Source organism: Streptomyces viridiviolaceus (assembly GCF_014650995.1).
Taxonomy (GTDB): Bacteria; Actinomycetota; Actinomycetes; order Streptomycetales; family Streptomycetaceae; genus Streptomyces; species Streptomyces viridiviolaceus.
Genome location: NZ_BMWA01000036.1, coordinates 34,720 through 60,429 on the forward strand (window position 1 = coordinate 34,720; position 25,710 = coordinate 60,429).

Annotated in this window: 25 protein-coding genes and 7 pseudogenes; 10 read left to right on the top strand and 22 right to left on the bottom strand. The window is 69.2% G+C overall.

Going from position 1 to position 25,710, the window contains the following annotated elements; all coding sequences use genetic code 11:
- Nucleotides 1-950: 950 nt before the first annotated feature.
- The gene (locus IE260_RS36140) at nucleotides 951-1,196 is read left to right on the top strand and encodes a hypothetical protein (RefSeq protein ID WP_189879813.1); all 246 of its coding nucleotides are present in this window, start codon (nucleotides 951-953) and stop codon (nucleotides 1,194-1,196) included.
- Between the two features lie 266 nt (nucleotides 1,197-1,462).
- Here the strand turns inward: IE260_RS36140 and IE260_RS36145 are convergent, their stop codons facing one another.
- The gene (locus IE260_RS36145) at nucleotides 1,463-1,606 is read right to left on the bottom strand and encodes a hypothetical protein (protein WP_229881652.1); all 144 of its coding nucleotides are present in this window, start codon (nucleotides 1,604-1,606) and stop codon (nucleotides 1,463-1,465) included.
- A gap of 185 nt (nucleotides 1,607-1,791) precedes the next feature.
- Here IE260_RS36145 and IE260_RS36150 point away from each other — a divergent pair, with 185 nt between their 5' ends.
- Both IE260_RS36150 and IE260_RS36155 read left to right on the top strand, forming a co-directional pair.
- Entirely contained in the window at nucleotides 1,792-2,283 is a 492-nt protein-coding gene (locus tag IE260_RS36150; RefSeq protein WP_189879814.1) for a hypothetical protein, read from the top strand.
- Nucleotides 2,284-2,308: 25 nt separating this feature from the next.
- Entirely contained in the window at nucleotides 2,309-2,566 is a 258-nt protein-coding gene (locus IE260_RS36155; RefSeq protein WP_189879815.1) for a hypothetical protein, read from the top strand.
- A 243-nt stretch (nucleotides 2,567-2,809) separates the two neighbouring features.
- Here IE260_RS36155 and IE260_RS36160 read toward each other — a convergent pair whose 3' ends face one another.
- The 16 genes and pseudogenes from IE260_RS36160 to IE260_RS43250 form a co-directional block, all read right to left on the bottom strand.
- On the bottom strand, nucleotides 2,810-3,382 hold the full coding sequence (locus IE260_RS36160; protein WP_189879816.1) for a S1 RNA-binding domain-containing protein: 573 nt from the start codon (nucleotides 3,380-3,382) through the stop codon (nucleotides 2,810-2,812).
- A gap of 46 nt (nucleotides 3,383-3,428) precedes the next feature.
- Nucleotides 3,429-3,630, bottom strand: a pseudogene (locus tag IE260_RS36165) (IS630 family transposase); the annotation flags it as partial.
- 62 nt (nucleotides 3,631-3,692) lie between these two features.
- The gene (locus IE260_RS36170) at nucleotides 3,693-4,874 is read right to left on the bottom strand and encodes an MFS transporter (RefSeq protein WP_189879818.1); all 1,182 of its coding nucleotides are present in this window, start codon (nucleotides 4,872-4,874) and stop codon (nucleotides 3,693-3,695) included.
- 99 nt (nucleotides 4,875-4,973) lie between these two features.
- Nucleotides 4,974-5,855 carry an alpha/beta fold hydrolase gene (locus IE260_RS36175; protein WP_189879819.1) on the bottom strand — a complete coding sequence of 294 codons (882 nt, stop codon included), beginning with the start codon at nucleotides 5,853-5,855 and terminating at the stop codon, nucleotides 4,974-4,976.
- A 218-nt stretch (nucleotides 5,856-6,073) separates the two neighbouring features.
- Nucleotides 6,074-6,652 carry a TetR/AcrR family transcriptional regulator gene (locus tag IE260_RS36180; RefSeq protein WP_189879820.1) on the bottom strand — a complete coding sequence of 193 codons (579 nt, stop codon included), beginning with the start codon at nucleotides 6,650-6,652 and terminating at the stop codon, nucleotides 6,074-6,076.
- A gap of 138 nt (nucleotides 6,653-6,790) precedes the next feature.
- Nucleotides 6,791-7,420: a class I SAM-dependent methyltransferase gene (locus IE260_RS42205; RefSeq protein WP_229881654.1), complete on the bottom strand. Its 630-nt coding sequence runs from the start codon at nucleotides 7,418-7,420 to the stop codon at nucleotides 6,791-6,793.
- A gap of 42 nt (nucleotides 7,421-7,462) precedes the next feature.
- Nucleotides 7,463-7,981, bottom strand: a complete 519-nt coding sequence (locus IE260_RS42210) for a hypothetical protein (protein ID WP_229881656.1) — start codon at nucleotides 7,979-7,981, stop codon at nucleotides 7,463-7,465.
- Nucleotides 7,982-8,164: 183 nt separating this feature from the next.
- Nucleotides 8,165-8,398, bottom strand: a pseudogene (locus tag IE260_RS36190) (transposase); the annotation flags it as partial.
- 265 nt (nucleotides 8,399-8,663) lie between these two features.
- Nucleotides 8,664-9,326, bottom strand: coding sequence for a methionine ABC transporter permease (locus tag IE260_RS36195; protein ID WP_189879821.1), 663 nt, complete (start codon nucleotides 9,324-9,326; stop codon nucleotides 8,664-8,666).
- Nucleotides 9,323-10,345 (bottom strand): methionine ABC transporter ATP-binding protein, encoded by a 1,023-nt coding sequence (locus tag IE260_RS36200; RefSeq protein WP_189879822.1) that lies wholly within the window; start codon nucleotides 10,343-10,345, stop codon nucleotides 9,323-9,325. The genes IE260_RS36195 and IE260_RS36200 overlap by 4 nt, the downstream gene beginning before the upstream one ends.
- Before the next feature lie 75 nt (nucleotides 10,346-10,420).
- On the bottom strand, nucleotides 10,421-11,383 hold the full coding sequence (locus IE260_RS36205; RefSeq protein ID WP_189879823.1) for a MetQ/NlpA family ABC transporter substrate-binding protein: 963 nt from the start codon (nucleotides 11,381-11,383) through the stop codon (nucleotides 10,421-10,423).
- Nucleotides 11,384-11,529: 146 nt separating this feature from the next.
- Nucleotides 11,530-13,293, bottom strand: coding sequence for a dipeptide ABC transporter ATP-binding protein (locus tag IE260_RS36210; RefSeq protein ID WP_189879824.1), 1,764 nt, complete (start codon nucleotides 13,291-13,293; stop codon nucleotides 11,530-11,532).
- Nucleotides 13,290-14,282, bottom strand: a complete 993-nt coding sequence (locus tag IE260_RS36215; protein WP_189879825.1) for an ABC transporter permease — start codon at nucleotides 14,280-14,282, stop codon at nucleotides 13,290-13,292. Before IE260_RS36215 ends, IE260_RS36210 begins: the two co-directional genes overlap by 4 nt.
- A gap of 35 nt (nucleotides 14,283-14,317) precedes the next feature.
- Entirely contained in the window at nucleotides 14,318-16,117 is a 1,800-nt protein-coding gene (locus IE260_RS36220) for an ABC transporter substrate-binding protein (protein WP_189879826.1), read from the bottom strand.
- A 59-nt stretch (nucleotides 16,118-16,176) separates the two neighbouring features.
- Complete coding sequence (locus tag IE260_RS36225) at nucleotides 16,177-17,103, bottom strand: ABC transporter permease (RefSeq protein ID WP_229881658.1); 927 nt, start codon at nucleotides 17,101-17,103, stop codon at nucleotides 16,177-16,179.
- Nucleotides 17,104-17,640: 537 nt separating this feature from the next.
- Entirely contained in the window at nucleotides 17,641-17,880 is a 240-nt protein-coding gene (locus IE260_RS43250; RefSeq protein WP_189879827.1) for a hypothetical protein, read from the bottom strand.
- 527 nt (nucleotides 17,881-18,407) lie between these two features.
- Between IE260_RS43250 and IE260_RS36235 the strand changes: the two genes are divergently transcribed.
- Entirely contained in the window at nucleotides 18,408-19,766 is a 1,359-nt protein-coding gene (locus IE260_RS36235) for a hypothetical protein (protein ID WP_189879828.1), read from the top strand.
- Nucleotides 19,767-19,947: 181 nt separating this feature from the next.
- Here the strand turns inward: IE260_RS36235 and IE260_RS42215 are convergent.
- Nucleotides 19,948-20,297 (bottom strand): annotated as a pseudogene (locus IE260_RS42215) (DUF6415 family natural product biosynthesis protein).
- 35 nt (nucleotides 20,298-20,332) lie between these two features.
- Nucleotides 20,333-20,518, bottom strand: coding sequence for a hypothetical protein (locus IE260_RS36240; RefSeq protein WP_189879829.1), 186 nt, complete (start codon nucleotides 20,516-20,518; stop codon nucleotides 20,333-20,335).
- A 486-nt stretch (nucleotides 20,519-21,004) separates the two neighbouring features.
- Here IE260_RS36240 and IE260_RS36245 point away from each other — a divergent pair.
- From IE260_RS36245 to IE260_RS36255, 3 genes and pseudogenes are all read left to right on the top strand, one after another.
- Nucleotides 21,005-21,598, top strand: a pseudogene (locus IE260_RS36245) (TetR/AcrR family transcriptional regulator).
- Nucleotides 21,595-22,431: an alpha/beta fold hydrolase gene (locus IE260_RS36250; RefSeq protein WP_189879833.1), complete on the top strand. Its 837-nt coding sequence runs from the start codon at nucleotides 21,595-21,597 to the stop codon at nucleotides 22,429-22,431. The pseudogene IE260_RS36245 and the gene IE260_RS36250 overlap by 4 nt, the downstream one beginning before the upstream one ends.
- A gap of 119 nt (nucleotides 22,432-22,550) precedes the next feature.
- Nucleotides 22,551-22,732 (top strand): annotated as a pseudogene (locus IE260_RS36255) (IS5/IS1182 family transposase); the annotation flags it as partial.
- Nucleotides 22,733-22,792: 60 nt separating this feature from the next.
- Here IE260_RS36255 and IE260_RS43255 read toward each other — a convergent pair.
- The 3 genes and pseudogenes from IE260_RS43255 to IE260_RS36265 all read right to left on the bottom strand — a co-directional run.
- Nucleotides 22,793-23,086: pseudogene (locus tag IE260_RS43255) on the bottom strand (alcohol dehydrogenase catalytic domain-containing protein); the annotation flags it as partial.
- Entirely contained in the window at nucleotides 23,083-23,523 is a 441-nt protein-coding gene (locus IE260_RS36260) for a nucleoside deaminase (RefSeq protein WP_189879835.1), read from the bottom strand. The gene IE260_RS36260 and the pseudogene IE260_RS43255, both read right to left, overlap by 4 nt.
- Nucleotides 23,520-24,332 carry an LLM class flavin-dependent oxidoreductase gene (locus IE260_RS36265; RefSeq protein ID WP_189879837.1) on the bottom strand — a complete coding sequence of 271 codons (813 nt, stop codon included), beginning with the start codon at nucleotides 24,330-24,332 and terminating at the stop codon, nucleotides 23,520-23,522. Before IE260_RS36265 ends, IE260_RS36260 begins: the two co-directional genes overlap by 4 nt.
- Before the next feature lie 93 nt (nucleotides 24,333-24,425).
- Here IE260_RS36265 and IE260_RS36270 point away from each other — a divergent pair, with 93 nt between their 5' ends.
- The 3 genes and pseudogenes from IE260_RS36270 (at nucleotide 24,426) to IE260_RS36275 (ending at nucleotide 25,695) form a co-directional block, all read left to right on the top strand.
- On the top strand, nucleotides 24,426-24,875 hold the full coding sequence (locus IE260_RS36270) for an Lrp/AsnC family transcriptional regulator (protein WP_189879839.1): 450 nt from the start codon (nucleotides 24,426-24,428) through the stop codon (nucleotides 24,873-24,875).
- Nucleotides 24,876-24,894: 19 nt separating this feature from the next.
- A pseudogene (locus IE260_RS42220) lies at nucleotides 24,895-25,046 on the top strand (transposase); the annotation flags it as partial.
- 49 nt (nucleotides 25,047-25,095) lie between these two features.
- Nucleotides 25,096-25,695, top strand: coding sequence for a TetR/AcrR family transcriptional regulator (locus IE260_RS36275; RefSeq protein ID WP_189879842.1), 600 nt, complete (start codon nucleotides 25,096-25,098; stop codon nucleotides 25,693-25,695).
- Nucleotides 25,696-25,710 lie beyond the last annotated feature (15 nt).

The following is a 25,710-nucleotide window of genomic DNA, read 5'->3' on the forward strand; positions in this document are numbered from 1 at the left end:
TGTAGTCCGGAGGGCCCCCGCGCTCGTGTGCGTCGTCAACGGCGCAGCCGGGACCCTCATCGGCCTGACGGCAATCGACGAACGCGACGGCGAGGGCGCGCAGGGCCTGGTTGTGCGCGGCTTCGCCGGATTTGGCGTGCTGTTCGGCTTCGAGGCGCCCGGCCAGGTACGCCTCGGCCGCGCGCTGTGGGTCGCCCTGGATCCAGTACAGGCCACCGAGGGCGCTGGTGGCGGCCCTCCCAGCCCAGGGTCTGGACGGTGGCGAGCGCGGTCGGGAAGTCGCCGGCCAGCCGGGCGGCCTGCGCCAGTCCGCGGCGGGCTGCGGGGGCCAGGCGGCCCCCGCCGTCGGCCACCTACTGGTAGCCGCGGCGTGTGGACCTCGTCGCGGGCGGCGGCCGGCGTGGTGCCAGCAGGCAGCTGCCAGCGTCTACCGAACTGCCACGACTCGGCCCTACGATCTTCAGAAGGACCAGCAGCACCCGGGGGCAGACCCGGCGCCCCCGGGGGCGTCCGCCCGGACACCGGGCTCGCCCGGCTGTCGTACGAGCAGGCCCGCGCCGGCCCGGTTCGCCCTCAGCGATTCGGGGTCTGGGGGGTGACTGACGGCCTGACGGCGCGTTACCGTGGTGCTGTCCTGGGGCAGTAGAAGCACCAGGGCACAGTCAGCAAGGACAGCCCTCACCTGACCACACGACTTCGAGGGGCTATCCCCCTCGCCGGAACAGGCCGCCTGGTCCCAAAACGCTGGCAGGCGCCCGACACCATGGCACCCCGAGTACCGAGTCATAACGACAGGTCTCGACCACGCTCACGGCTGATCTCACAAGTGTCCAACCCGCCCCGTCGGCGGTGGCGACCGAGAGTCGGAGCGTCTCACCTGCCTGCTCAGGTGGCCGGTCGAACCTGCCTTGCGCTCCCCGGTCACCTCCCACAGGGAAGGAAGACCTGGGTTGAGCCCTAACCGGAAGAAAGCCCTCGCCGTCGTGATCGCGTTCTTGATCTCGGTTGTTGCCGCGCTCGTCTGCGGAATCGCAATGAGCATCATGGGCCACAGCGGGTCAGAGAGTCTCGCGGCCGGCGCAGGGGCGTGGGCGGTCCTGATGACGCTGAGCGTTACCGTCATCGCGCTGTTCGACTTCAAGGACGACCGCACGCCCTCGACACCCCCGAATCAGCCGGGGGCGCCTACTCCCTGACCCGCTTGTCCGCCCGCAGCTGGTGGTAGGGGTCGACGTGGATGTCGCCCGTGATGCGGCTGGGCGATGGCGTCATCCTGTACGCCTGCACCGCCCCCGCCCCGACTTGGCGGCTGACAGCGTCGCACCATTCGCCTCCTGATCAGGGCTCTGCCGTGGCCCTGGCCGGAGCCCTGTCGGCCCGCGTGGGGAGAGGCCGTACCCTCACAGGCGGACGCCCGCAGCCAGCTCGAATGGCTGCGGGCGTCCTTTGCGGTGTCGGCCGGTCAGCGGTCGACGACGTCCTTGTCGAGGTCGCGGTGGACTAGCTCCACGACCAGGTGGCGGTCGGTGAACCGCTGGGCGGCGTCGGCCAGTCCGTACGCGGCGGCCTGCTCGACGTCCCCGGCGACCACGGCACACAGAGCCATGGCCGTGATAGCTGCGTGATGACGTCCGCCGGTTCTATCGCCCATTGCGAGTTGTTGCTTCCAACCGGCCAACGGACATGTGGCGCCCAGCGTGAGGCACGGAGCGCCACTCATCTTCTATCACCCTAGAAATCCAAGGGTTTCCAAGCCTTGCTAGGGTCCTTCGGAGTGGCGAACCTGACGGCATGACAGACACCGCGACCACCAACCGCTGCTACTGCGGCTGCCAGACCGCCATCGGCTACGGACGCACCTTCGCCGCCGGTCATGACAAGATCGCCGAAGCCGCCTACCTCGCCGTCCACCACAACGGCTCCGTCGCCGAACTCCTCAAGAGCCAGGGCTACGGCCCCGACAACCCCGTCACCGACGCAGCCGTCGAAGCAGGCGCCTGGAAGAAGTGCGACCACTGCGACTACAAGGGCGCTCCTGAAAGCATCCGCAACCACATGGCCAAGGTGCAGAAGGCTGAGAACACCCAGCGAGAGTCCCTGGAGAAGTCCGTTCGCGCGCTCGGCGGAACCTGGGACCCGAGCCGCGGAATGCAGACCCTGCGAGACGCCGGTTACCACCCCTCCGAGAAGTACATCCGAGAGGTGTACCGGCGACTGGCGGACAGTGGCCTGCTGGAGAAGGTGGATGAGCACCGGGCCATCTACTTCGTCATCGAGAAGTAGGGCCAACAAGTGGGCCCTGTGCTCGATGGTCGCGCCGTCGCGGCCGTCGGTGAACAACGTCGCCGGGAACAGCCAGGTACTCGTGTACAGCCGCTCCAGGACGGCGACGGCGGTGGCGACGGCCTCGGTAACGACCCACGGATCGGCCCCGATCTCGCCCTCGGGCATCTGGGTCGCCGGCATCGTCGCGGACACCTTTCCAGTGTCTGCCGCGCAGGAGGACCAGGCCGTGGGCGTGGTCTCGCTCGACGCAGCCGCGTTCAAGACTGAGAGCTTCGCCTGACCGCATCCCCGACAGGTAGCTGATCACGATGAAGCAGGCCGTACTCAGATGCCGGGCCAGGAAACCGGCCTCGGTGTAGTCGATGGCCCCGTCGTGCCAAGGCCGGCTGTCCAACTGCCTGGTGACCGGCGCGTCTCGTGCTGTGACCGCAAAGGTTCACCGGCCTGGGGCGTGTGTCTTCCTTTGGCTGAGCAGACGTTCAGGAGCACTCGCGCAAGGGAACCGTCGCAGGAACGCAGCGCGTCACACGCCGGCGGATGAGCTTTGTCGTCGGGAGAGGGATAGCCTGCGTCGCTCTCGGTCGATCTCGGTGACGACCACCGTGATCTCGTCGCCGACCTGGACGACATCTGATGGAGTCTCCACCGGTGTCCAGGCGAGCTCGTGCAGGTGAACCAGTCCCTCGATTCCGTCGGCGACCTGGACGAAGACGCCGAACGGGATCAGCTTGGTGACCTGGCCAGGCAGTTTCTGCCCCACCGCGATGGTGTCGGCGAATACCTGAAAGGGGTCCGGCTGTGTGGCTTTCAAGGACAGTCTGGCCTCCAGGTTCCACGTGTCGAACTGGAGGAACTCGCATGAGACGCGCTGCCCGACCTGCACGACGTCGGAGGCTGCTTCGAAGCGACGCCAGGACAGTTCAGCGAAGGAGATGAACCCGACGCCGGGGAAGACCGGATGGTCGGGTCCGTCGTCCAGCGCCACGAACACGCCGAACCGTTCGATCGCTGTGACGGTGCCGGAAAGGAACTCACCGTGGTGCAGTGACTCGAGGAACGCCCAGAGTTCTGGGTTCTCAGACGGTCCGCCCATCATGCTCCCAGCCTTTCACGAGGAGCTGCGCACTGGGTAGGAAGTGCGCTCACGCTGCGGTCTTGAGGCGACGTCCGCCCCAGCGGATGCCTTTCTCGCTGCGGATGCGGGCGTTCCTTGCGTTCGGCGGCCAGGACGTCACGGTGGCGGGCGTTGGCGTTGCGCCAACGCAGGTAGGCGTGCAGGGCCCGTGTCTGGACGGTGTGGTTGGGGTGGTGGGAGTTGGCGATGGTGAACTGCCGCAGCGGTCCGTCCTTGCCACGGTCCACCCGGACAGCGGGACCCGATGTATGCCACACCACGGGTCGTCAGGTCATGGCCTCGGACACTCGGTGAGCGCCGCCGGCGAGTCGTGCGCGCTTCGGCCGCGGTGGCGCGTGAGGAGCAGAAGGACGAGTGAGGCGGCGACACCTGCGGCCGCCATCAACGGCAGCACGGTCAGTGTGCGGGCTGCGACCAGACCGCCCGCTCCCGCCCCCGCGGCAATGGCAATCTGCATCACCGACTGGTTCAGACTCAGCAGCACGTCGGACGCATCGGGCGCCAGAGAGGCCACGCGGATCTGCTGCGCGGACGTACTGGCCCACGCCGCGGCCCCCCACAGCACCGCCAGCACGACCCCCGCAGCACCGGCCGAGGCTCCGAGCAGCGAGAGGGCGATGAGTACGAGCACGTGCAGAGCCTTGGTGACGGTCAGCGTCCGGTGAGGTCCGACCCGGTCCGTCAGGGAACCGCCGACCTGTATGCCCACGATGCTCGCCATGCCGAAAAGGAGCAGGACCAGGCCCATGGCATCGCCGTCGACGCCGCTGACGCCGAGCAGGTAGGGCGTGAGGTAGGTGTTCAGTACGGCGTAGCCGCCGAGCCAGAGAAAGGTGACCGTCAGACCGAGGATCACGGGCGCGCCGGAGAGCAGGCCCAGTTGGCGGCGGAGCGGCACAGGGGCGTGGGGCGCGGTACGGGGAAGGACCGTCCGCACCAGGCCCGCCACGAGCACCGCGAGCGCGGCGTTGAGCGGGAAAATGGTCGTCCAGCCCCAGTGCTGCGCGATGGTGCGCCCGGCCGGCACCCCGAGGACGAGGGACGCCGTCACCCCCATCACCACGGTGGAGACCGCGCGAGCGCGGCGTTCCGGAGCCGCGAGGCGTACCGCGAGACTCAGTGCCGTGACGACGACGAGCCCGGTGCTGGCCGCCATGACGACCCGCAGTGTCATGATCGTCAGGAGGGTGGGGCTCTGCCAGGACGCGAGGTTCGTGGCCGCGAAGACGAGCAGAGCCGCTGATATGAGACGGCGCCGTTCCACGCGCGCCGTCAGCACGACGAGCACGGGGGTGATCAGCCCGTACGCGAGAGCGAAGACGGTGACGAGCTGGCCTGTGGCCGCCTCACTGACTCCGAGCCCTTGGGCGACGAGGTCGAGCTGTCCGGTCAGGACGTATTCGGCGACTCCTGCGGTGAACGTCGCGGAGAAGAGCACGCCGGTGGTCAGCATCGGACGATGTATCACGGTGATGTTCCCAGGTCGATGAGGCTACGTGCGCTGACCGGTTCCGTCCGCCGGGGCCCTCCGGCCCCGGCGGACGGACGTCGGCTACCTGTGCGCTGCCAGGAACGGCAGGACCACGTCGGCCATCTCGTCGGGTACTTCCTCCGCGAGGTCGTGGCCCGCGTCGAAGACGTGTCCGGTGACGTCGTGGGCGACGAGCCGTGCCTGGGACTCGTTGCGTTCGCCGATGAAGGCGGAGCCGCCGAGCGCCAGGACCGGGATGTCCAGCTTCTTCCGGGCGGCCTGCCGGTTCTGTTCGGCGTCGGTGAGCATCGCCCGGTACACGGAGAGCATCGCGCGGATGCCGCCGGGCATGGAGTAGCAGCGCACGTACTCCTCGATCGCGTCGGGGGTGGCGGTGTCGGGGTGGCTGCGCTCGTTCTTGATCATGTAGGTGATCAGTTCGCGTTCGTGCCCGGCGATCAGCATCTCGGGGACGTCGGGCTGGAAGTAGAAGCCCAGGTGCCACAGGTGCATGCCACTGGAGACGTTCTCGGCAGTGAGGGCGGTGTGGTCCTCGAAGCCGAAGCCGGGGAACAGCGCCTCGGCGAAGACGAGGGCGGTGGCGTGGTCGCGGTGGCGGGCGGCGAGCTGGTAGCCGATCACCGCTCCCCAGTCCTCGCCGATCACGGCGTAGCTCTCGTGTCCGAGGCGGGCCATCAGCTCGGCGATGTCGTCGCTCATCGTCGCGGAGTCGTAGCCGTCCGCGGGACGGGCGGAGTCGCCGAGACCGCGCAGGTCGGGAACGACGACGGTGTGGTGGGGCGTCAGCTTCGGGACCAGGTGGCGCCAGTGGTAACCGGTCTTGGGCACGCCGTGCAGCAGCACCACAGCGGGGCCGGACCCGGCCGTCCGGTAGTGCAGGCTCGTTCCGTTGACGGCGGCACGGCCGGTGCGCAGGGGCGTTGTGGTGTGGTCGTACATCATGACGTGGTGCTTCCTGTCTTGGGTGCGGTGGGTGTGATGGGTTCGGTGGGTTCGGCGGGTTCGGTGGGTGGGTTTGGTGGGTCGATGAGGTCGGCAGGTGGATCGGACCGTCGGCGCTGTTGGGTGCGCTGTCGGCGCGGCCGGGTCGGGACTCCTTTCTTTGGCGAGCGTTACAGATTCGAGGCATGAGAAACGACCGGCCGTGGCGGCGGTGCCCCTCAGTCGAGAGCGGTCAGTGCGACCTCGACGAGGGGTTCGAGGGCGGGCGCGTCCGGCGTGATCTTCGAGGAGACCAGGAGCCCGTTGAGGAAGGTGACCAGGAACGCGGCGACCGTGTGCGGGTCGTGCCGCGCCGCGATCTCGCCCCGCTCCATCGCGGCCCGCAACACCTCGGTCAACGCCTCCCGGCTCGCATCCTGCATGTCACGCACGGTGCGCCGGGTCGCCGCGTCCTGGGGCAGCCGCTCGCAGACGGCGTTGACGGCCAGGCAGCCCTGGCCGCCGTGCTCGACAGCGATGCGGATCCGCTCCGTCAGCAGCGTACGGATCGCCGCGCGGGCGTCCGCTCCCTCCTCCAGGCTGCGCAGGGCGGCCGCCGCAAGGGTGGTGCGGTAGTGCTCCAGCGCGGCCCGGTACAGGCCGTCCTTGTCGCCGAACGCGGCGTACAGGGATCCCTGTCCGATCCCCAGGTGCTGGGTCAGATCACGCACCGAGGTCGCCTCGTAGCCGCGCATCCAGAACAGTTCCATGGCGCGGGTCACCGCCGCCTCAGTGTCGAACTCCCGGGTCCTTGCCATGGTTTCACCGTAACGTATCTGGATCGCTCGCTCAAGAAAGAGGTCTGCGACCTGACCGCGCGCTGCCCCGCAGGCCGGTCACGGACTTGACCTTGACACGGTGACAAGGTGCCCCCTGAGTGCAGGAGGTGGTTTCGATCAACCTGACAACCGGAACCCCGCAGAACGCCCTCTGCAGCAGAGCGATCCGTGCCCAAAGGGCAGCTGCCGCCCGCCGCCGCTCCCGGTACGCCTCCTGCCGACAGGACCGTCATCGACTTGGCGCACCAGCCGCAGTCCCACGCGCTGTCCGTCGGCGATGACGTCGGCAGCGGGGATGTCGAACATCACCCGGTCGGGTGGGGGGCTGCCCCGCCGCAGGGAGATCATGAGCAGGCCTGACGGTGCCAGCAGGTCCGCCAGCCGCTGCATGGCCCGGCCGCGTGCGGCCGGCTCCAGATGCATCCACACCGCTGACAGCAGGACCAGATCGTGCAGGCCGACGATACGGTTCAGACCCGGCAGCGCATCAGCCACCCAGCAGAGGTTGTCGCCGGTGTGCAGACCTTGGGCGACCTCGCGCAGCTCGGGTACCGGTTCCACCGCCGTGCCCCGTGACGGATGCCCGGGCGTGACGGCAATGCCGGTGATCGCGTTGGTGGCGCAGTCGGTGAACCAGGTGATCCACGGCCTGCGGGGCTTGCCGTCGATGTCGACCAGCACCGGGGCCTGTACGTGGTCGGTCTCCCACACCTTGTTACGCCAGCCCTGCGGCCGGGCCAGGAACACATCGTGCTTGCGCGCCGCGCGCTCTCCTCTCGCGAGCCCGGCTCACTCCCCCGGTGTCAGATCCCGCTGGATCGCCCGGTGCAAGGTGGGCAGCGATGGCGGCGGAGCCGCGGGCGGGGACTGCCGGGCTGCGCGGGCCGTCAGCTCACGATGCACCGCCGCGACGTTGCCCTTCCACAACGCGAGCAGGCTGCGTAGCAGCCTGCGCACGGCAGGGCCGCGCAGCGCCGGCAGGGAGGAAGAAGGCAGACCTCCCCGCGCGTGCGGACCGTCCTCGTGGCCGCCAGCCTCTCCCGGCCCGGAGGCGCCGGTCACAGCGGCCCCATGAGCCGTGCGCAGGCCCGCTCCAGCAACCGGCGGTCCACCACCGCCCGGCTTTTGCCATAGATCTCCGCGGTCAGGTGACAGCTTCGCCCACGTCCGGAAATTGCCATGGCCCACATGCTCGTCCACCCACACGACGTCGTCCCCGCTCACGCCCTCCCACAGGGGGTGGAAGGCCGCCATCACGGTGGCCACTTCGCGCGGGCCAAGGCGCGGCACCAGCTCCCAGGTCAGCACGCGAGAGGCCAGCGCAGGTACCCGGCGCAGCGCCCGTTCACTGCCCGCCCCCGCGAGCACGAGTGCCGTGTCCGTGTCCGGGTGGTCCCACAGCCCGCGCAGAAACTCCAGCGCCAGCCCCGGAAGGCGCTGCGCATGGCGCTAGGAGTCGTGTCGATCGCGCGAGCGAGGAGGCAGGAGCTTGCCGCCAGTGGTGTCGTGGACGTTCGCGGCGGTGACGAGGACGGCGAGCACCAGACCGAGCGTGTCCGTGATCAGATGACGCTTGCGCCCTTTGATCTTCTTGCCGGCGTCGATGCCCTGGCTGGTCTCGGCGACGTTTGCCGAGGTCTTCACGCTTTGCGTGTCCATCACGGCCGCGGTGGGCTCCGGACTGCGGCCGTGAGCCCACCGGGTCTTGTCGCGTAACAGGTCGTGGACCTGCGGTGCCACCACTCGGCCGTGTTCCGTTCCCCCAGCGCGAGGTGGTGCAGGTAGACGCAGTAGGCAGCGGCGGCCTGTCCGGCGCCGGCCGCGTACTGCCACCAGAAGCGCGCGCCCTCGTCGGTGTCGGTCAGTTGCAGGATGCAGGCGAGAACCCGCCCCGGGTTCTCCAGCGGTCGGAGGAACAGGGTTCTCCGACAGTCGAAAAGGGCGCCTGCCCGGTCTTCCAACCGGCAGGCGCCCTTCGGCGGTCACGGAGTCACTGCCGCAGAGTCCTGCGTGCCAGCCAGTTGCCCAGGAACTGCGCCACTTGGACGAGGAGCACGATGACGAGCACGGCGATCCAGGTGACCGTCCAGTTGAAGCGCTGGTAGCCGTAGGCGATGGCGAAGTTGCCGAGTCCGCCTCCGCCGACCGCGCCGGCGATCGCCGTCGCGTCGACCACGGAGACGAAGACGAAGGTGTAACCGAGGATGAGCGGGCCCAGGGCCTCGGGGATGAGCAGGGTGGTGATGATACGTACGGGGCCCGCGCCCATGGACCGGGCCGCCTCGATCACACCGTTGTCGATCGTGACCAGGTTCTGTTCGACGATGCGGGAGATGCCGAAGGTGGCGGCGACGACCAGGGGAAAGGTCGCGGCGGCGGTGCCGATGGTGGTGCCCACCACCTTCAGGGTCAGCGGGCCTACGGCGGTGATGAAGATGATGAACGGGATGGGCCTGACGAAGTTGACCAGAATGTTCAGGACCGTATAGAGCGGGGTGTTCTGCAGCAGTCCCCCGCGGCGTGTCGTGTACAGCAGGATGCCGAGGAGCAGGCCGAAGAAGCCGCCGAAGACCATCGTCACGGCGACCATCCACAGGGTCTGTCCGATGGAGGTCGTGAACACCGGCCAGAGGGTGTTCCAGTCCGTGTTCACGCGAGCACCTCCACCTTGGCCACCGCGCCGAGCCGGGCCACTGCCTTTTCGATGTCCTCCGCCGTCCCGGAGAGTGCGAGGGTGACGCTGCCGAAGGAGCGCCCTTGCAGGGTGTCGATCCCGCCGTGCACGATCTCGAACCGGAGGTCGTGTCGCCGCACGGCGTCCGCCAGTACCTCACCGATCGCGGTGTCGCCGTCGACCGTGACGGACACGAGGGAACCCTCGTACTGCTTCCGGAGCCGCGCGACGTCCTCGGCGTCGGGGCGGTTCCTCAGAATGGTGTTCACGAAACGCCGGGTGGTGTCGGTCCGGGGCGCGGAGAAGACGTCGAAGACCGTGCCGACCTCGATGACCTTTCCCGCCTCCATCACGGCGACCCGGTCGGCGATGCTCCGCACCACGTCCATCTCGTGGGTGACGACGACAACGGTCAAGCCCAGTTCGGAGTTGACGCGTCTGAGCAGTCGCAGGACGTCCTGAGTGGTCTCGGGGTCCAGCGCGCTGGTCGACTCGTCCGCCAGCAGGATCGTGGGGTTGTTGGCCAGTGCGCGCGCGATGCCGACCCGTTGCTTCTGGCCGCCGCTGAGCTGGTCGGGGTACGCCCAGGCCTTGTCGGTCAGGCCGACGAACGCCAGGAGTTCGGCGACTCTCGCCCGTTGTCTCTCCTTGGACCAGCCGGCGAGTTTCAGGGGGTAGGCCACATTGCCGAACACCGTGCGGGAGCGGAAGAGGTTGAACTGCTGGAAGATCATGCCGATCCTCGAGCGGATCCTGCGGGCTTCCCTCTCGCTCTGCTCGCTGATCACCACCCCGTCGACGGTGACCGTGCCCGAGGTGACGCCCTCAAGAGCGTTGATCAACCGCACCAGCGTGCTCTTGCCCGCGCCGGAGTGCCCGATGATCGCGAAGATCTCTCCCGCTTCGATCTCCAGGTCGATCGAGGCGAGCGCGGACACGGTACCCGCTCGGGAGGTGAAGGTCTTGCTGACGTCGCGGAATTCTATGAGTGGTGCCATGGGTCCTTGCTTCGATTCGGGCCTGCGGTGCGTGAGGGGGCGTCCGCGGCGGACGCCCCCTCACACGCCCTGCTGTCAGTGCGCCGCGCGCACCGTCTTCTCCAGGGAGGCGAGGATGCCTTCCAGGTCGGCCTGCGGACGGTCCACGATCACCGCTGTTCCCTTGGACGCGTCGGTCGCCGCCTTCTTCACCGCTGCCTCGTGGTAGAGCTTGGCGATCTTCAGGTACGTGGGGTTGTTCTTGTCGGCCGAGCGGGCGGCGAAGACGTTGATGTACGGCTCGGCCTCGGGCTTCGACGGGTCGTCGCCGTAGAGGGCCTTCGACGGGTCGAGCTTGGCGTCCAGGGCGAAGTTGTTGTTGATCACGGCGGCGTCGACGGACGGCAACGAAGCCACGGTCTGCGAGGCGTCGACGGGGGTCACCGTGACCTTCGAGGCCGCGGTGTCCACGTCCGCCGGCGTCGACAGCACCGATCCGCCGTTCTTCAGCTTCAGCAGGCCGGCCTGCTGGAGCACCAGCAGCGCCCGGGCCTGGTTGGTCGGGTCGTTGGGGATCGCCACACGGCCGTGCTCCGGGATCTCCTGGACCGCCGTGTGCTTCTTCGAGTAGAGGCTCAGCGGCACGACGACCGTCGACCCGATGGGGGTCAGGTTGTCACCGTTGGCCACGTTGTGGTTCGCGAGGAACAGCAGGTGCTGGAAGAGGTTCAGGTCGATCTGCTTCTGCGACAGCGCCGGGTTGGCCTGCGTGTAGTCGGTGAAGTTGACCAGCTTGATGTCGATGCCCTCCTCGGCGGCGCGCCGGGTCAGGACGGGCCAGAAGTCCGAGCTCTGGTCGGTCGTGCCTATCTTCACGGTGACACGTCCGGAGGCGTCGGCCTTCGACGTGCCGCCCGTGAGGTTGGAGATCAGCACGGCCGCCGCCGCGACCACGGCCACGGCGCCGATGGCGATTCCAGTGATGAGCCCGGTTCTCCTGCCCCTCGGCTTGTCGGGGAGTTCGGGGGCGGATCCGGGCTCGGTCGGTGCGTTCGTCATGAGGGTTCCTCTTCTTCTCGGGATCGGATTCTTCGTGGGATCGGGTTCTTCGCGGGATCGGACTCTTCGCGGGATCGGGTTCTTTGCGGGGTCGGACTCTTCGCGGGATGGGAATGACGGGCGCGCGCGTCCTGTCCGTGACGGGGTCACGGGTGGGACGGGACGTGCTGTGCGGCCCTGCCGCCGGTGGGCAGGAGGTTCTGCGGGAACGCGGCCAGCAGTTCCTTGGTGTAGGGGGCGGTCGGCGCCTCGAAGACGGTGTCCCTCGGGCCCACCTCCACCAGTTCGCCCTGCTTCAGGACTGCGATCCGGTCGCAGAAGTGCCGTACCACCGCGAGGTCGTGGGAGATGAAGAGCAGCGAGAGGCCGAGTTCCTCACGCAGATCCATGAGCAGGTTCAGGACCTGCGCCTGGATGGAGACGTCCAGCGCGGAGACCGGCTCGTCGGCGATGATCAGGCGCGGCCGGACGGCCAGGGCGCGGGCGATTCCGATGCGTTGGCGCTGGCCGCCGGAGAACTCGTGCGGGTGGCGGGAGAGGTGTGACGCGGACAGGCCCACCTGTTCCAGCAGCTCCGCCGCCCGCTCCTTCCGCTGGGCTCCGTCCAGGTCCGTGTGGATGCGCAGCGGTGTCGCGAGGATCTGTTCCACCGTGCGGCGCGGGTTCAGCGACGCGTACGGGTCCTGGAAGACCAGTTGGACGTCCCGGCTCAGCTCGCGGCGCAGTCGCGAGTTCGTCGCCGCTTTCGAGATGTCCCTGCCGTCGAAGCGGACCTCTCCGCCGGTGGGGCGACGCAGGCCGGCCAGGACCCTGGCGATCGTGGACTTGCCCGAGCCGGACTCGCCGACGAGACCGAGGGTCTCGCCGTGCGCCACGTGCAGGCTCACGCCCTTCACCGCGGGATGGGGGTGGCCGCGGCGGCGGCCCGGGTAGTCCACGCGCAGGTCGTGCAGTTCTGCCAGGACTCCGGGGCCGGAAACGGTACGGAGGCCGGCCTTCGCCCGCGGGTCCGGGGTCGACTCCGGGGCCGAGTTCGGCTTCGAGTTCGGGGCCCGCTTCGTCCGCTGCTTCGGTTCCGGGTCGTCGACCGTGGGAAGGCGTGTGCCGGGTGTGGTGCGCAGGGTGGGGGCCGCGCCGATCAGGGCCCGCGTGTAGGGGTGGGCGGGTGCGGTCAGGAGGTGTTCCGTGGTGCCCTCCTCCACGGTCTCCCCGCCGCGCAGGATCAGCATGCGGTGGCAGGTCTCCGCCACCACGCCCACGTCGTGGGTGATGAGGACCATGGCCGTTCCGGTCTCCGCCTGGAGCCGGCGGATCAGGTCGAGGACCTGGCGCTGGACCCTGGCGTCCAGCGCCGTGGTCGGTTCGTCGGCGATCAGAACGGCCGGGTCGTTGATCAGCGCCATGGCGATGACGATCCGTTGGCGCATGCCGCCCGAGAGGTGGTGGGGGTGGTCCGAGGCCCGGGCGGCGGGGATGCCGACCCGCTCCAGTACGGCCGCTGCCCGTTCCCGGGCCTCCTTGCGGCCGGCCTTCGGATGGTGGACGCGGTAGGCCTCGGCGATCTGCGCGCCGATGGTGTGGTACGGCGACAGCGCGTCCAGGGCGTCCTGGAAGACCATGGCGACCCGGTCGCCCCGGATCCGGGTGAGGACAGATTCGGGCGCGCCGACCAGTTCGTCCGGGTGGCCGGCGAGCCGGATGCTCCCTTCGACACGGGTGCGGGCCGGGTCGTGCAGGCCGAGGGCGGCGAGGCCGATGGTGGACTTGCCGGAGCCCGACTCCCCCACCAGGCCGATGACTTCGCCCGGTGCCAGGTCGAAGGAGATGTTCCGGACGGCCGGGACGGGGCCACGCGGGGTGGTGAAGGTGACGGCCAGGTCCTGGACACGCAGTGCGGGCAGGGCGCTCATGCGAGCCTCACTCGGGGGTCCAGCCAGGCGACGACGAGGTCGGCCAGGGCGACGAACACGACGACGAAGAACGCGGCGAGGAGCACCGTGCCGACGACGGTGGGCAGGTCGTTGCCGTTGACAGCGTCGACGGCCAGCTTGCCGACGCCGCCGAGTCCGAACACGGTCTCGGTGATGAACGCGCCGCCGAGCAGGGCCCCGACCTCCAGGCCGAGCAGTTGCACCAGCGGGCCGGCCGCTCCGCGCGCGGTGTACTTCAGGTGGACGCGCACGGTGCCCAGGCCCTTCGCGCGGGCCGTACGGACGTACCCGTGGTGCATGGTCTCCAGCATCTGCGAGCGGGTCAGACGGGCGAAGACGGCCGCGTTGACGAAGCCCAGCACCAGCCACGGCAGGACCAGGCCCAAGGCCCACTGGGCGGGCTGGGCGGTGAAGGAGGCGTAGCTCGGGGGATCGAACAGGCCCGTGGAGTAGACGAGCAGGAGCAGGAGCATGTAGCCGAGGAAGTAGATCTGGACACTGGCGCCCAGCAGGTTGAAGCCGGACAGGAGACGGTCGGTCGCCGTGCCCCGGCGCAGCGCCGCCACCAGCCCCGAGCCGACGCCGAGGACGAGGATCACCGCGAGGGCGCCGACCGCGAGGGAGACGGTCACCGGGAGGCGGTCCTCGATGGCGGCCAGGACGGGCTGGTGCAGGGTGTAGGAGTAACCGAGGCAGGGGGCGGGGCAGGGGATCGGGGTGCCGTCGACGTCCGCGATGGTGCGCCCGGTGACGATGCCGCCGACGTAGTCGGTGAACTGTGAGACGACCGGCTGGTCGAGTCCCATGCTCGTGCGTACGGCCGCGAGCTGTGCGCTGTCGCACTTGGGACCGCAGGCGATCTGAGCCGGGTCGGAGGGGGCGGCGTAGAAGAGCCCGAAGGCCGTGGCGGCGATCGCGAGGAGCACCGCCACGGCCTGCGCGACCCTCTTGAGGAGGTATCGGATCATGATCGCAGGAGGTCAGGAGTTCTTGTCGCCGGAGGTCAGGACTTGTTGACGTACACGTTGGCCAGGGCCGTGACGCCGTAGATCGGGTGGATGGCGGTGCCGCCGATCTTCTCGCCGCGGAACTGGGAGGTGCTCTTGTAGAGGAAGGGCACCAGGGGGACGTCCTTCATGACCGTCTCCTCCAGGTTGATCAGCTCCTCGGCCTTCTTCTGCGCGTCACCGATCTTCGCGATGCGGGCCAGTTCCTTGTCCACCTGCGGGTTGCTGTAGCGGGTGGGGTTGGACACCGCGTCCAGGTGGCTCTCGTAGCCGAGGGGGAGCAGGGTCGACGGGGTGGGCCAGTCCACGGAGTTGGTGGACAGGAACAGGTCGTACGGGCTGTCGTCGCCGCCGAAGATCTGGTCGTTGAACGCGTTAGGTTGAAGGGGCTTCAGGACGAGCTTGATCCCGGCCTTGGCGAAGGCGTCGGCGAGGACCTGGGCGACCTGGTCGTCCGCCGGGCTCTCGGTGGGGTACGCGTACGTCAGCTTGGTGACCTTCGTCTTCGCCTTGGCCAGGTGCTCCTTGGCCTTGGCGATGTCGCCGGTGGGGGCGACGGGGTAGAGGTCGTACTTCTTCCAGCCGACGACGGACGGGGAGGAGAGGGTGGTCGCGATGTCGCCGACGTAGCGGCCGCCGAGGACCTGGCGGGCCTGCTCGCGCGGGAAGATGTAGTGGATGGCCTTGCGGACCTCGGGATCGGTGACCCGGTCGTTCCTGATGTACAGGTCCTGGGTGTAGGCGCCCTTGCTGCCGGAGACGACCAGCTTCCGCTTGGCGGGGTCGCGTTCGACCGTCGAGATCAGCTCCGGCGGCAGTTCGTCCTTGGTGGTGAGCGTGGTCGCGCCGGTGCCCTGGCCGTTGAACACCTCCTGCGCGGTGTTGAGGGCGGCCTTGCCGAAGGTGAACTCGAAGCGGTCCGGGTAGGCGTGCCGGATCGAGTCCGTCTCCGGCTTCCAGTACGGGTTGCGCTCCAGGGTGAGGCTCTGGTTCTGCTTGTGCTCGACGATCTTGTACGGCCCGGTGGCGAAGGGCTTCACGTCGTAGCCGGTGCCCGTGTCCTTGTCCTTGCGGACCGGCGAGGAGGAGGACTGGGAGGCCATGTACGGCACGTCGGACTGCGGCTGGGGGAAGTGGAAGATGATGGTCTTGTCGTCGGGCGTCTCGATGGCCTTGAGGTCGCCGTCCTTCTTGGGGCCGCCGTACTTCTTCACCGCCTCGGTGAGGTCCTTGGTGCCGGTGAGCCACGGCTGCCAGTAGGTGGGGCCGAGCTCGAAGCCGGGCTCGAAGGTGCGCTCGATGCCGTACTTGACCTGCTGCGCGGTGACGGGCTTGCCGTCCTCCCAGGCGATGCCGTCCTTCAGGTGGTACGTCCAGGTGCGGCCGCCGTCGGAGGAGGTGCCGGTGTCGGTGGCGAGGTCACCGACCAGCCTGGGCCTGCCGTCGATGATCTGGTACTGCGTCAGCTGCCTGCCCCACAGCAGCGAGGTGCTGTATCTCTCGCCGGCGTAGATCTTCTGCGGGTCGAGGTGGGAGAAGTCCTCCTCGTTGGCGACGGTGACGGTGCCGCCCTTGCGGGCGCCGGGGATCTCGGGGGCGGGGCCCTGGCTGTCCTTCGCGGTGCCGAGGGTGACGCTCAGCCGCTGGCCGCTCTTGGCCGCGGTGCTGTTCTTGCTCTTGCCCGTGCCCGCGCCCGTGCCGGCTTCCGCGCCCGCGCCCGCGGAGCAGGAGCACAGCAGAAGGGTGGCGGCGGCGAGGGCCGGGACTGCTGCGGCACGTGGGGAGAATGCGGACATGACTGACTCCGATGTCGTGTACGGGTGTTGCTTGTGCGGGCGGAAAAGGTCGCAGGGGTTCAGCGGGCGGTGTGCGGGTCGAGCGCGTCCCGTACGGCGTCGCCGAGGAGGTTGAAGGCGAGGACGAAGAGGAGGAGCGAGACGCCGGGGAACACCATGTAGGTGGGGTCGTCGTAGAAGACCTCGGAGCCCCGCGAGATCATGCGGCCCCAGTCGGGGATGGGTTCGCTGATGCCGACGCCCAGGAAGGACAGCGCGGCCTCGGTGGTGACGATCGCGGGCACGGCGAGGGTGATGTGGACGAGTACCGGTGCCCATACGTTCGGCAGCAGTTCCCGGAAGACGATGTGCCGTCGGCTCGCGCCGAGGGCTCGGGCCGCCTCGACGAACTCCCGCTCACGCAGGGAGCGTACGAGGGTGCGCAGCACCATCGCGAGTGGCACCCAGCCGAAGGCGGAGAAGACGAGGACGAGGACGGTGAACTGCATCCAGGCGGGTTCGTTCTCGTCGGGTCCGACGAAGCGGGTCTGGATGACCGGGCCCAGCGTGAGCAGGAGCAGCAGGGTCGGGAAAGCGAGCAGGACGTTGCAGACGAAGGTGAACGTCCTGTCGGCGAGACCACCGAGGTAGCCCGCGGTCACTCCGACGACCACTCCGACGACGGCGACGACGGCGACCGAGGCGAAGGCGATCAGCAGGGAGGTGCGGATGCCGTAGAGGAGCTGGGTGAGGACGTCCCGGCCGAGGCCCGGCTCGATGCCGAACCAGTACTGGGCGGAGATGCCGCCGTTGGGCAGTACGGGCAGGCCTTCCGGGCTCAGCAGGCCGGGCTCGTTCTGGCCGTAGTGCTCGGTGGGGTTCTTGCCGTAGAGGAGGGCGATGAGGGGCGCCGTAACGGCGAGGAGCACGAAGAACGCGACGACGCAGAGCGAGAGGCTCCCGACTCGATCACGCCGGAACGCGTCCACCATCGATACCGCTGCCACGCTGCCGTACTCCCGACTCGCCTAGGGCGCGCCAACTGTGGAGGAGCGCCCTGAATCACACCGGAGGCGGGGTTGCCGCTCCGAACGTCGGACATTAGATCGAAAGATCTTTATGCTGCAACGCGTCACATTCCAAGGTGAATCGATGACATTACCTTGGATTGCTAGAATGTTTCTCCGTTCATGCCACCGCAATAAAGATGCTCATCAATCACCGCGAATCGCCCTATCGCGGGGAGACGAGCATCACAGCCGCCCGGCCCGCCGGGCGCGTAGGCGGAGATGTCGTACGGGAGCCGGAACTCCAGCGGTGCGGCCTCGCCACCGGCCGACGCGCTCACGCCTTCGGCCTCGGTGCAGCGGGCGAGCGACGCCCGCTGCAGGATCGATCTCGCCCTGACCCTGCGCACAGCACACGGCATGAGCTGCGACAGTCCGCAGAGCTACCACAACCCCTCGTGTCAACGGCACGTTGATGTTGCACCGGCGTCTGGCCCGCGGGCACGGCCACCGGCCCGACAATGCCGCCTCACGCGTCTACTGGGCATCCACCGCAAACATGACCCGCCTCCTCACCGCGCCTGCGCCGGCCTGGCGCGATGACTTCGTGGTGGCCGCGTGAACGTCATCGAACTCCTGGCAGATCTCCGGGCCCGGCAGGACGAGGCCGCCACCCGGGCCGGCGAACTGCGCGACCAGATCGAGCACCTGAAAGCCGCCCTGACCGAGACCGAGGCCCGTCCTGCGGGCCTCGGTCTTCTGCTCGGTGCTGCCCACCGAACCGCCCCCACTCGCGATGCGACGACACGCCGACCGGACACTTCCCGCCGGCGGCCACCGCCAGCCGTCAAACTGATCGACCGTACCCGCAGTAGTCCGGGACCCGTCGGGCAATCAGACGCAGTGGCCGAAACCATGCCGATCAACCCCGTGCATCGGTGCATGCCGTGAGTGTCACGTTGGCTGTCACATTGACGGCAGATACGGGGGTTGAGGGGCGTTTCCCCATCAGAGCGCGTGACAGCCGGAGCGTGACAAGCGGCGTGACACCCGCGTGACAGGGGTGCGTGACACCTCGATTCCGGGGCGGCCTGCCGGAACACGCCCTCGCAGTGCAACTGTCCTCTGACACTGGACATGGAGGCCAGGAAAGTTGGACAACCACTACGTTCCTGCCTTCGACGTTGGACCGAGGGGGCTGGGGGCTCCCCTCAAGACAGAGGCCAGGGTTGGATGGGGGGATGCGAAGATCCACGGTTTGGACACGCGGGTGGGGGGCGGCGGCGCTGATATGCGCGGCGGCGGTGGTTGTCCTTCCCGCCGTACGGTTCACTGCTGCGGCGCCGCGCGTCGACATGCTGGTCGCGATGATGATGGCGCTCGTGTGCGGCCTGGGGTGGGTGGCGGCCACACGCCGGGCGCCCGCGCTGGAGCCGGGCCCGCCCGCCCCCGGCCTCGACGAGAAGCTCCCGCCGATCCCCTCGGTACTCCCCCGGCCTTTCCCCGTCCCGCTCGGCCCCGCGTTCGCCCTCATGCTTGCTGCCACCGCCATCGCCTCGGCGTTCCTCGTGGGGCTGCGGCCGGACGGCGCCCAGGGCGAGGCGCTCGACGAGATCCAGCGCGCGCAGCCGCGGGTGTCGACGGGGACCGTCGTCCGGGTTGACGGCGAGGAGTTCACCGGCGTCGGGAAGGGCAAGCGGAGCGGCGGCGGTTACTACTTCGCCGATCTGCAAGTCGAGCTGGCAGATCACACGTTGCTCGCCGTGGACCGCGGGATCGTCGGCTCGTCCCCGGAGGAGGGCATGCACGTCCAGATCCTGCACGCCCCCGGCCGCCCCGAACTGGGCGGCTGGGTGGACGACGGTGAGGACCTCTCGTCGTATCTCTCGCCCTGGTACGTGCCCCTGAACGGCGGAACGCTGATGCCGTTCGCGGTTCTCCTGCTCGTGGCGTGCTGGGCCGCCGCCATGGTGAACTCTGAGCGGGTCGCGGAGTACGGTCCGCGCAGGCTGCTGACGGAGGACGCGGCGGCGGGGCAGGTGAACGCCGGGTATGTGGAGCGGCTGACCGCGGTACACGACGCCCGCACCACGGTCGGCGGCCGGGCCGGCAGCACCAAGGTGGTCGACAGGGTCCGGCTGAGCGCCATGGTCGACGGTGTCGCCTCGGTCGAACTCTGTGTCCACCGCGCCGACGTCCTCGCCCTGGCGACGGATTTCGGCGAGACGACCGGCTGGCTGGTCTGGGCCCGGCGTTGGACCATGGTGAACGGCAAGAGCACGGTCCCGGCGGTCTTCGTCGCCCCTGACGGCCGGACCTTCACCTGCTCCGTCCCCCGCGCCGACATCCGCCGCCTGACCGACGCCGCCAGGGGGACGCAGGAGGCGACCACCCCCGGCACGGCGACCCGTCCCTGGGAGGGCGTCTGCCGCACCTCCCCCGGCATCCGGCTCACGGCCGTCGGGCTGTACGCGGCAGCCGGGGTGTCCCTGCTCCCAGCCCTGACCGGGAACGCCGGCCACCTCACCGGCTACCTCCCGCTCGCCCTCACGCCCGTCGCCGCCATACTGACAGCCGCACTCGTGGTCCCCAGCTGGCGCCGCACCCTGCCGCTTCCGGGCTGGGAACGGCGGACGAGCCGGAACGCACGCGTACGCGCGTGACAGGACGATCGGTGGCCGGCTTCGACGAGCGGGCCACCCGCCGCGGCGGAACCTCAGCCTGCCTGCTTCGGTCTGGATCCGACACCAGTGGCAAAGAGTCCAGGTTCGCTGGCAGAAGACACAGTGCAACCTCCCCGGGCCCGCCGGCTCTCCGGCGGGCCCGTGGTCGCCAGGGTGCACTTCAGACGGTCCGCGTGGCAGGCGCGGCCTCCAGGCGGTCCAGGCGTTCATACAGGGCCCGGACGAGCCGGGCGCTGTTCTGGGCGCAGTGTGCGGTGCCCTGGCCGGTTGGGAGAGGCGGCCGGCTGCTTCGTGAAGGATGACTGCGGCGAGGGCGCCGCGGCCGTCGTTCTTCGGCAGGGCGGCGGCGTGGCGCTGGACGTCGGCGGCGAGGGCGCGGGCGTGCCCGGTGAGCTGGAGAGCGATCCGCTCGTAGTCGCGGGGCGTGAGGTTCGGGTTCTGCCACGCGAGGACGGCGGTGACGCGTGCTTCGTACGGGGCGCGTTCCAGCGGCAGTTCGGCGTCGACCATGCCGTGGGGGTCGTGGAGCACGGTGTGGGTGTCGCTCACCGGCGCCTCGCCGCGTCGTCCTGGTCGTGGTCGCCGGTGCGGTCGTCCGGGGCGGCCTGGGCGAGGAAGCGGGCGTAGCCGCGGTCGGCGCGTGCCAGCAGGGCCGGGGAAGGCCGGCCGAAGGCGGGCGGCTGGAGGCCGCGTCCTTCGGGTGCGGGTCCGGCGGGTGTGGGCGCGCTCATGGGGCACCGCCTTCTGTTGCTGGGTTGCGTCGGTGTCGTTCGACGCTGCGGAGGCCGCCGCGCAGAGCGGCGCGCCTCGTCGGCCACCGGCCGCCATGGGGGCATCGATGACCAGCCCAGACGTCACACTCAGTGTCCGCTGCAGCGATGGTGCGGTTCTGGAGGATGAGCATGGAAGCACACGAGTCTCGCCACCGTGTGCCTTGCCTTCCTCCTTCCGGTGATCGGTGGATGCAGTGGAGCCGGCCGTCGTCGACGGGATGACGCTCCGCGAGGCCGCGGGCCGTGTCGCGGGTTTCGCCTCAGAGCTTGGTTGCGCGGCGATCTTCCACGCCCACACCCACACGATCCCCCTCCGACCCCGCGGTGGAGCCTGCCACGACGCCGCCCTCCGGACGGCAGAGCGGGCCGGCTGTTCGCGCCTCCGATTGACCTTCCTAGGGCTCCTAGGTTAAAACCTAGAAGTCCAAGGATCTGGGAGGGTGCATGGCGCGGGCCGGGCTGACAGGCGGAGCGGGTGACGATCGCGGGCGCCGAGCTGGCGGACGAGGTTGGGCTCGACCAGGTGACCATGTCGCAGGTCGCGCGGCGGCTGGGCGTGAAGGATGCGAGCCTTTATACGCACGTCCGCAACCTGGAGGACCTGCGGGGACGGATCGCGCTTTTGGCGGCGGACGAGAAGACCATCCGCATCGCGGAGGCGACCACCGGCCGGTCGGGCAGAGACGCTCTGATCGCCTCTGCGAACGCCTGGCGGGAGTACGCGCACAAGCACCCGGGCCGCTACACAGCGACGCAGGCCCCGCTACAGATCGACCCTGATCCGGCCGCGACAGCACCCGGACCGCGGCGCGCGGTCGAGCTGACCTACGGCATGCTGCGCGGCTACGGACTTGCCGAGCCCGACCTGACCGACGCGGTCCGTCTGCTGCGCAGCACATTCCACGGGTTCGTCGCCTTGGAGGCTGCGGGCGGGTTCGCACACGAGCGTTCGCCGCAGCACACCTGGGTCCGCGCCCTCGACGCCCTGCACACCCTCCTGGAGCACCGGCCCCGTCCCGAGAAGGAGACCCAGCATGACTGACCCGACCATCGGCAGCCTGCGCGTGAACGGTGCCACCCTGCACTATGAAGTGCGCGGCCAGGGACCGCTCCTGCTGCTGATCCCCGGAGGGACGGGCGGCACGGCCTCCTTCGACGGCATCGCCGACGACCTGGCCGCCGAATACACCGTCGCGACCTACGACCCGCGCGGCATGTCCCGGAGCACACTGGACGACCCCGAGGCCGAGCAGCGAGTGGCCGAGCACGCCGACGACGCGTTCCGGGTACTGGAACTGATGTCGCCCAATGAGCCCGCCCGAGTGTTCGGCACGAGCTCGGGGGCGATCGCCGCAATGCACCTGCTCACCACCCACCCCGAACGCGTCGCACGAGTCGTGGCGCACGAGCCGCCGTTGGTGGAGGTTCTTCCGGACGCCTCCGAACATCGCGCGCTCATCGCCCGTGTGAAGGAGACCTTCCGCACGCAGGGGCACATGCCGGCGATGGCCGTGTTCGCCGCGGGGCTGAAGAAGGACGACGACACCACCGAGCCGGAAGCCGAGATCAAGCTGCCGCCCCAAGCAGCGGCACGGGCTGAGCGGACGATGGCCAACTTGCCGTACTTCATTGGACACATCGTGCCCAGCTTCATGTCCTACATCCCGGACATCCACCGGCTGGAGGCGCTGTCGGACCAGCTCGTACTCGCGTGCGGCGAGGACTCACGTGGCGAGCTGCCCTACCGTCCAGCCGCTTCCCTGGCCGAGCGCCTCGGCATGGAACTCCAGCACTTCCCCGGCGGGCACACCGGCCTGACCACACACCCCGCCGAGTTCGGCGAACTCCTGCAGAAGGCCCTCCGCGCCTGAATCTCCGTCCCAACCACGTCGAAGACACAGGGCCGCCATGTGACAGCGAACCGGGGAACCCACAGCAGCATCCGGCCTAAGAACGGCTAACACAATGAGGTGGATCGCCCCTGGCAGCCGTGCCTGACGGCGAGTTGGGCGTTCCGCTGGACGCGGGGACTTCACCGTGGGTCGTGCCGGATGACTTGTGGGAGCGGATCGAGCCGCTGATCCCGAAGAAGGAGCGGCGGTTCCGCTACCCCGGCCGCCTACCCGTCCCGGACGCCAGGTCCTGTGCGGGATCCTGTACGTACTGCACACCGACCCACGTACTCGGCGTAGGCCGATCCGCGGCCGGGGAAGTTGACCCGGCACCCGGGCCGAGGGGCGCGACCACGCCGGAGACTTCGCTGCCCAGGACGAACGGCCGCGTCCAGGCCGGCCGGAGCGCGGCCGGAACGTTGTCGAAGCCGCGGCGTGCGTAGAGGTCCGGCGGGTTGACGCCGGCCGCGTACACCCGCTCGAGCACCTCGCCCGGCCCTGGCTCCGGCCGGGCCACCTCTTCGTGAACCAGGTGCTCGGGCCCGCCGATGGCGTGCAGCCGTACGACGTGCATCGTCGCTGTTCCCATGTCTTTCCGCCTTCGGGTGCCGGACGGACTGCCGGTCGTGGTCATCGGGTGGGCCGGTAATAGGCCGCTACGGGGTCGCGCGCCTCGTCGTGGAGGGCCGGACCGTCGTGCGGCACCGTCGGCCAGGCGCCCGACGGCGGGTTGAGCGCGACGAGTTGCTCGGTCGACAGCGCGTAGACGACCCGGCCGATGCCAGAGCGGACGATGCCGCCGTCGCACATGCCGCACGGCTGGCAGCTGGTGTACAGGGTGGTACGGGCAGCCGTGTCCGGGTCGAGTTCGCGGGCCGCCCAGCGGGCGAGCTTCAGTTCCGGGTGGGCGGTGATGTCGTTGTCCCGCCGGACCGTGTTGTGGGCTTCCGCGAGCACGGTGCCGTCCGGCCCGGCCAGAAGGGAACCGTACGGCGCGTCGCCCAGGGCGACCGCGTGGGCGGCGATGCCGATGGCACGCCGCAAAAGGGCCTCGTCGGCCGAGGTGATCACGATCGAGTGCTCCAGTGGGTGGCCACGATGGTGAGTGCCCGCCATGCCGCGTCGGGCCGACGGGTCTCTTCCGGGTCTCCGTGGTAGGGGTCGAGTACGACGGTGTCCGCGCCCAGCAGGCGCAACTGGTCGAGATCGTCGAGGATCTGTTCGTCGGTGCCGACGCCGGCGGGCCGGTCGGAGGCGTCGACCGGTGCGCTGGTGACGCGCAGGGCGATGCGGGGCGCGAACCCCGGCAGCGCGTGCCGTCGCAGGACCGCGCGCATGTGGGGGAGGGAGAGCCGCAGCGGGTGCCAGGCGTCACCGAACCTCACGGCGCGCCGCAGGGCCGCCTCGCTGTGGCCGCCGATCCAGACAGGAACGTCGCCCTCCTGGCGCCCCGCGTCCCTGGCCTCCCGGAGGATGCCAAGACACTCGTCCGTCAGCCGGCCACGCGCGGTGAACGGCACGCCCAGCGCCTCGAATTCCTGCCGGGCCCAGCCGACGCCCACCCCGAGGACGAAGCGACCGCCGCTCAGTTGGTGGAGGTTGGCAGCCATGCGGGCCACCAACAGGGGATGCCGGTACGGCAGGACGAGCACGGTCGTGCCCAGCCGCACCGTGGTAGTGAGACCGGCCAGCCACGACAGGGTGGTGAACGGCTCGTAGAACGGCTCCGGGTACCGCTCGGCCACGTCCGGCGTGACCGCCACATGGTCCGACACCATGAGGGCGCCGAAGCCGAGGCCCTCCGCGAGCCGCGCCCATTCACGCAGGATGCCGGGATCGGTTCCCGGGCCGAAATTCGGTACATTGACGCCGAGTTGCATGGCACGAGGCTATCCCGGTGATCATGGCGCACGGAACCGAGAACTCCCTGCGTAGCTGCTGCTTCTCCGTGATTTTGTTGGTACTTTCGCCGCATGGCCGGGAACCTTGACCACGTCGACTGGGCGATCATCGAACAGCTGCAACGGGAGGCCCGCATCTCCCTCAGCGAACTGGGCCGCCGCGTGAACCTCAGCCCATCGGCCACCACCGAACGCGTCCGCAATCTGGAGGCCTTGGGCATCATCACGGGCTACCGTGCCGAGATCGACCTGGCCAAGGTCGGCTACCCCGTCCTCGCCGTCGTCCGCCTCAAATATCCGGGCAACCGCCACGAACCGCTGCGCCGCCTCCTCGCCGAACGCCGGGAGATCCTGGAGTGCCTGCGCACCACCGGCAACGACTGCTACACCCTGAAGGTGGCCGCGACCTCCATGGAACACCTGGAGACCCTCATGGACGAACTCGCCGGCTTCGGCAGCACCACCACGAGCGTCGTCTACAGCCAGACCCTCCCCTACCGCGGCCCCACCGCCCCAAACTGACAACAGACCCGCCATGCGGCTTGGTCGGCACCGTTGGGCGGTCGAGCGCACCATGTCCTGTTGGGTGGCTGCCGCCGATCGCACCGCCGCTACGAACGCAAGGCCGAGCACTTCCTGGCCTTCGTTGCCATCGCCTGCAGCCTGATCTGCTACCGCCGACTCACCAAATGAGACGATACCTTAAAGCCAATATCTTTGCTCTTTGCTCTACACTTGTTTCATGGCCACTTCAGAGCAGCAGCAGACCGCGAGCCGACCCGGCGGGCGCAGCGCTCGTGTCCTGGCCGCTGTGGAACAGGCTGCCACTGAATTGATCTGCGAGCGTGGCCCCGAACAGATCTCGATCCCCGCGGTCGCTGCGCGCGCAGGGGTCAACCCGACGAGCATTTATCGACGCTGGGGCGATGTGCATCAGCTGCTCACCTGGGTCGCCGAGAGCCGCCTGACGTCGGACTCCTTGCCGCCGGACACCGGCAGCCTCCGCGGCGATCTCCGCAGGTGGGCGCAGCTGTTGCTCGAGCACATCAGCACGCCTGAAGGCAGCGCGTCCCTCCGTACCGTTGTCAACGCGGTCGGCGATGGTGAGGTCCGGGACCGCTGCCTGCGCAGGCGAGTGGATCAGATCGACTTGATCCGCGCCCGCGCTCGCGCCCGCGGCGAGAAGCCCCCGGCCACCGGGAAGGTGATGGACCAGGTCGTGGCTCCGCTGCATTTCCGCGTCCTGTTCGGCATCGAACCGACGGACGCCGCCTGTGCCCGCGCCTTGGTGGACGGTCTCCTCGCCGCCGCCCCGGCCGTGGACAGCGGCCAAGGTGAGTGACGGGCACGGCATCGA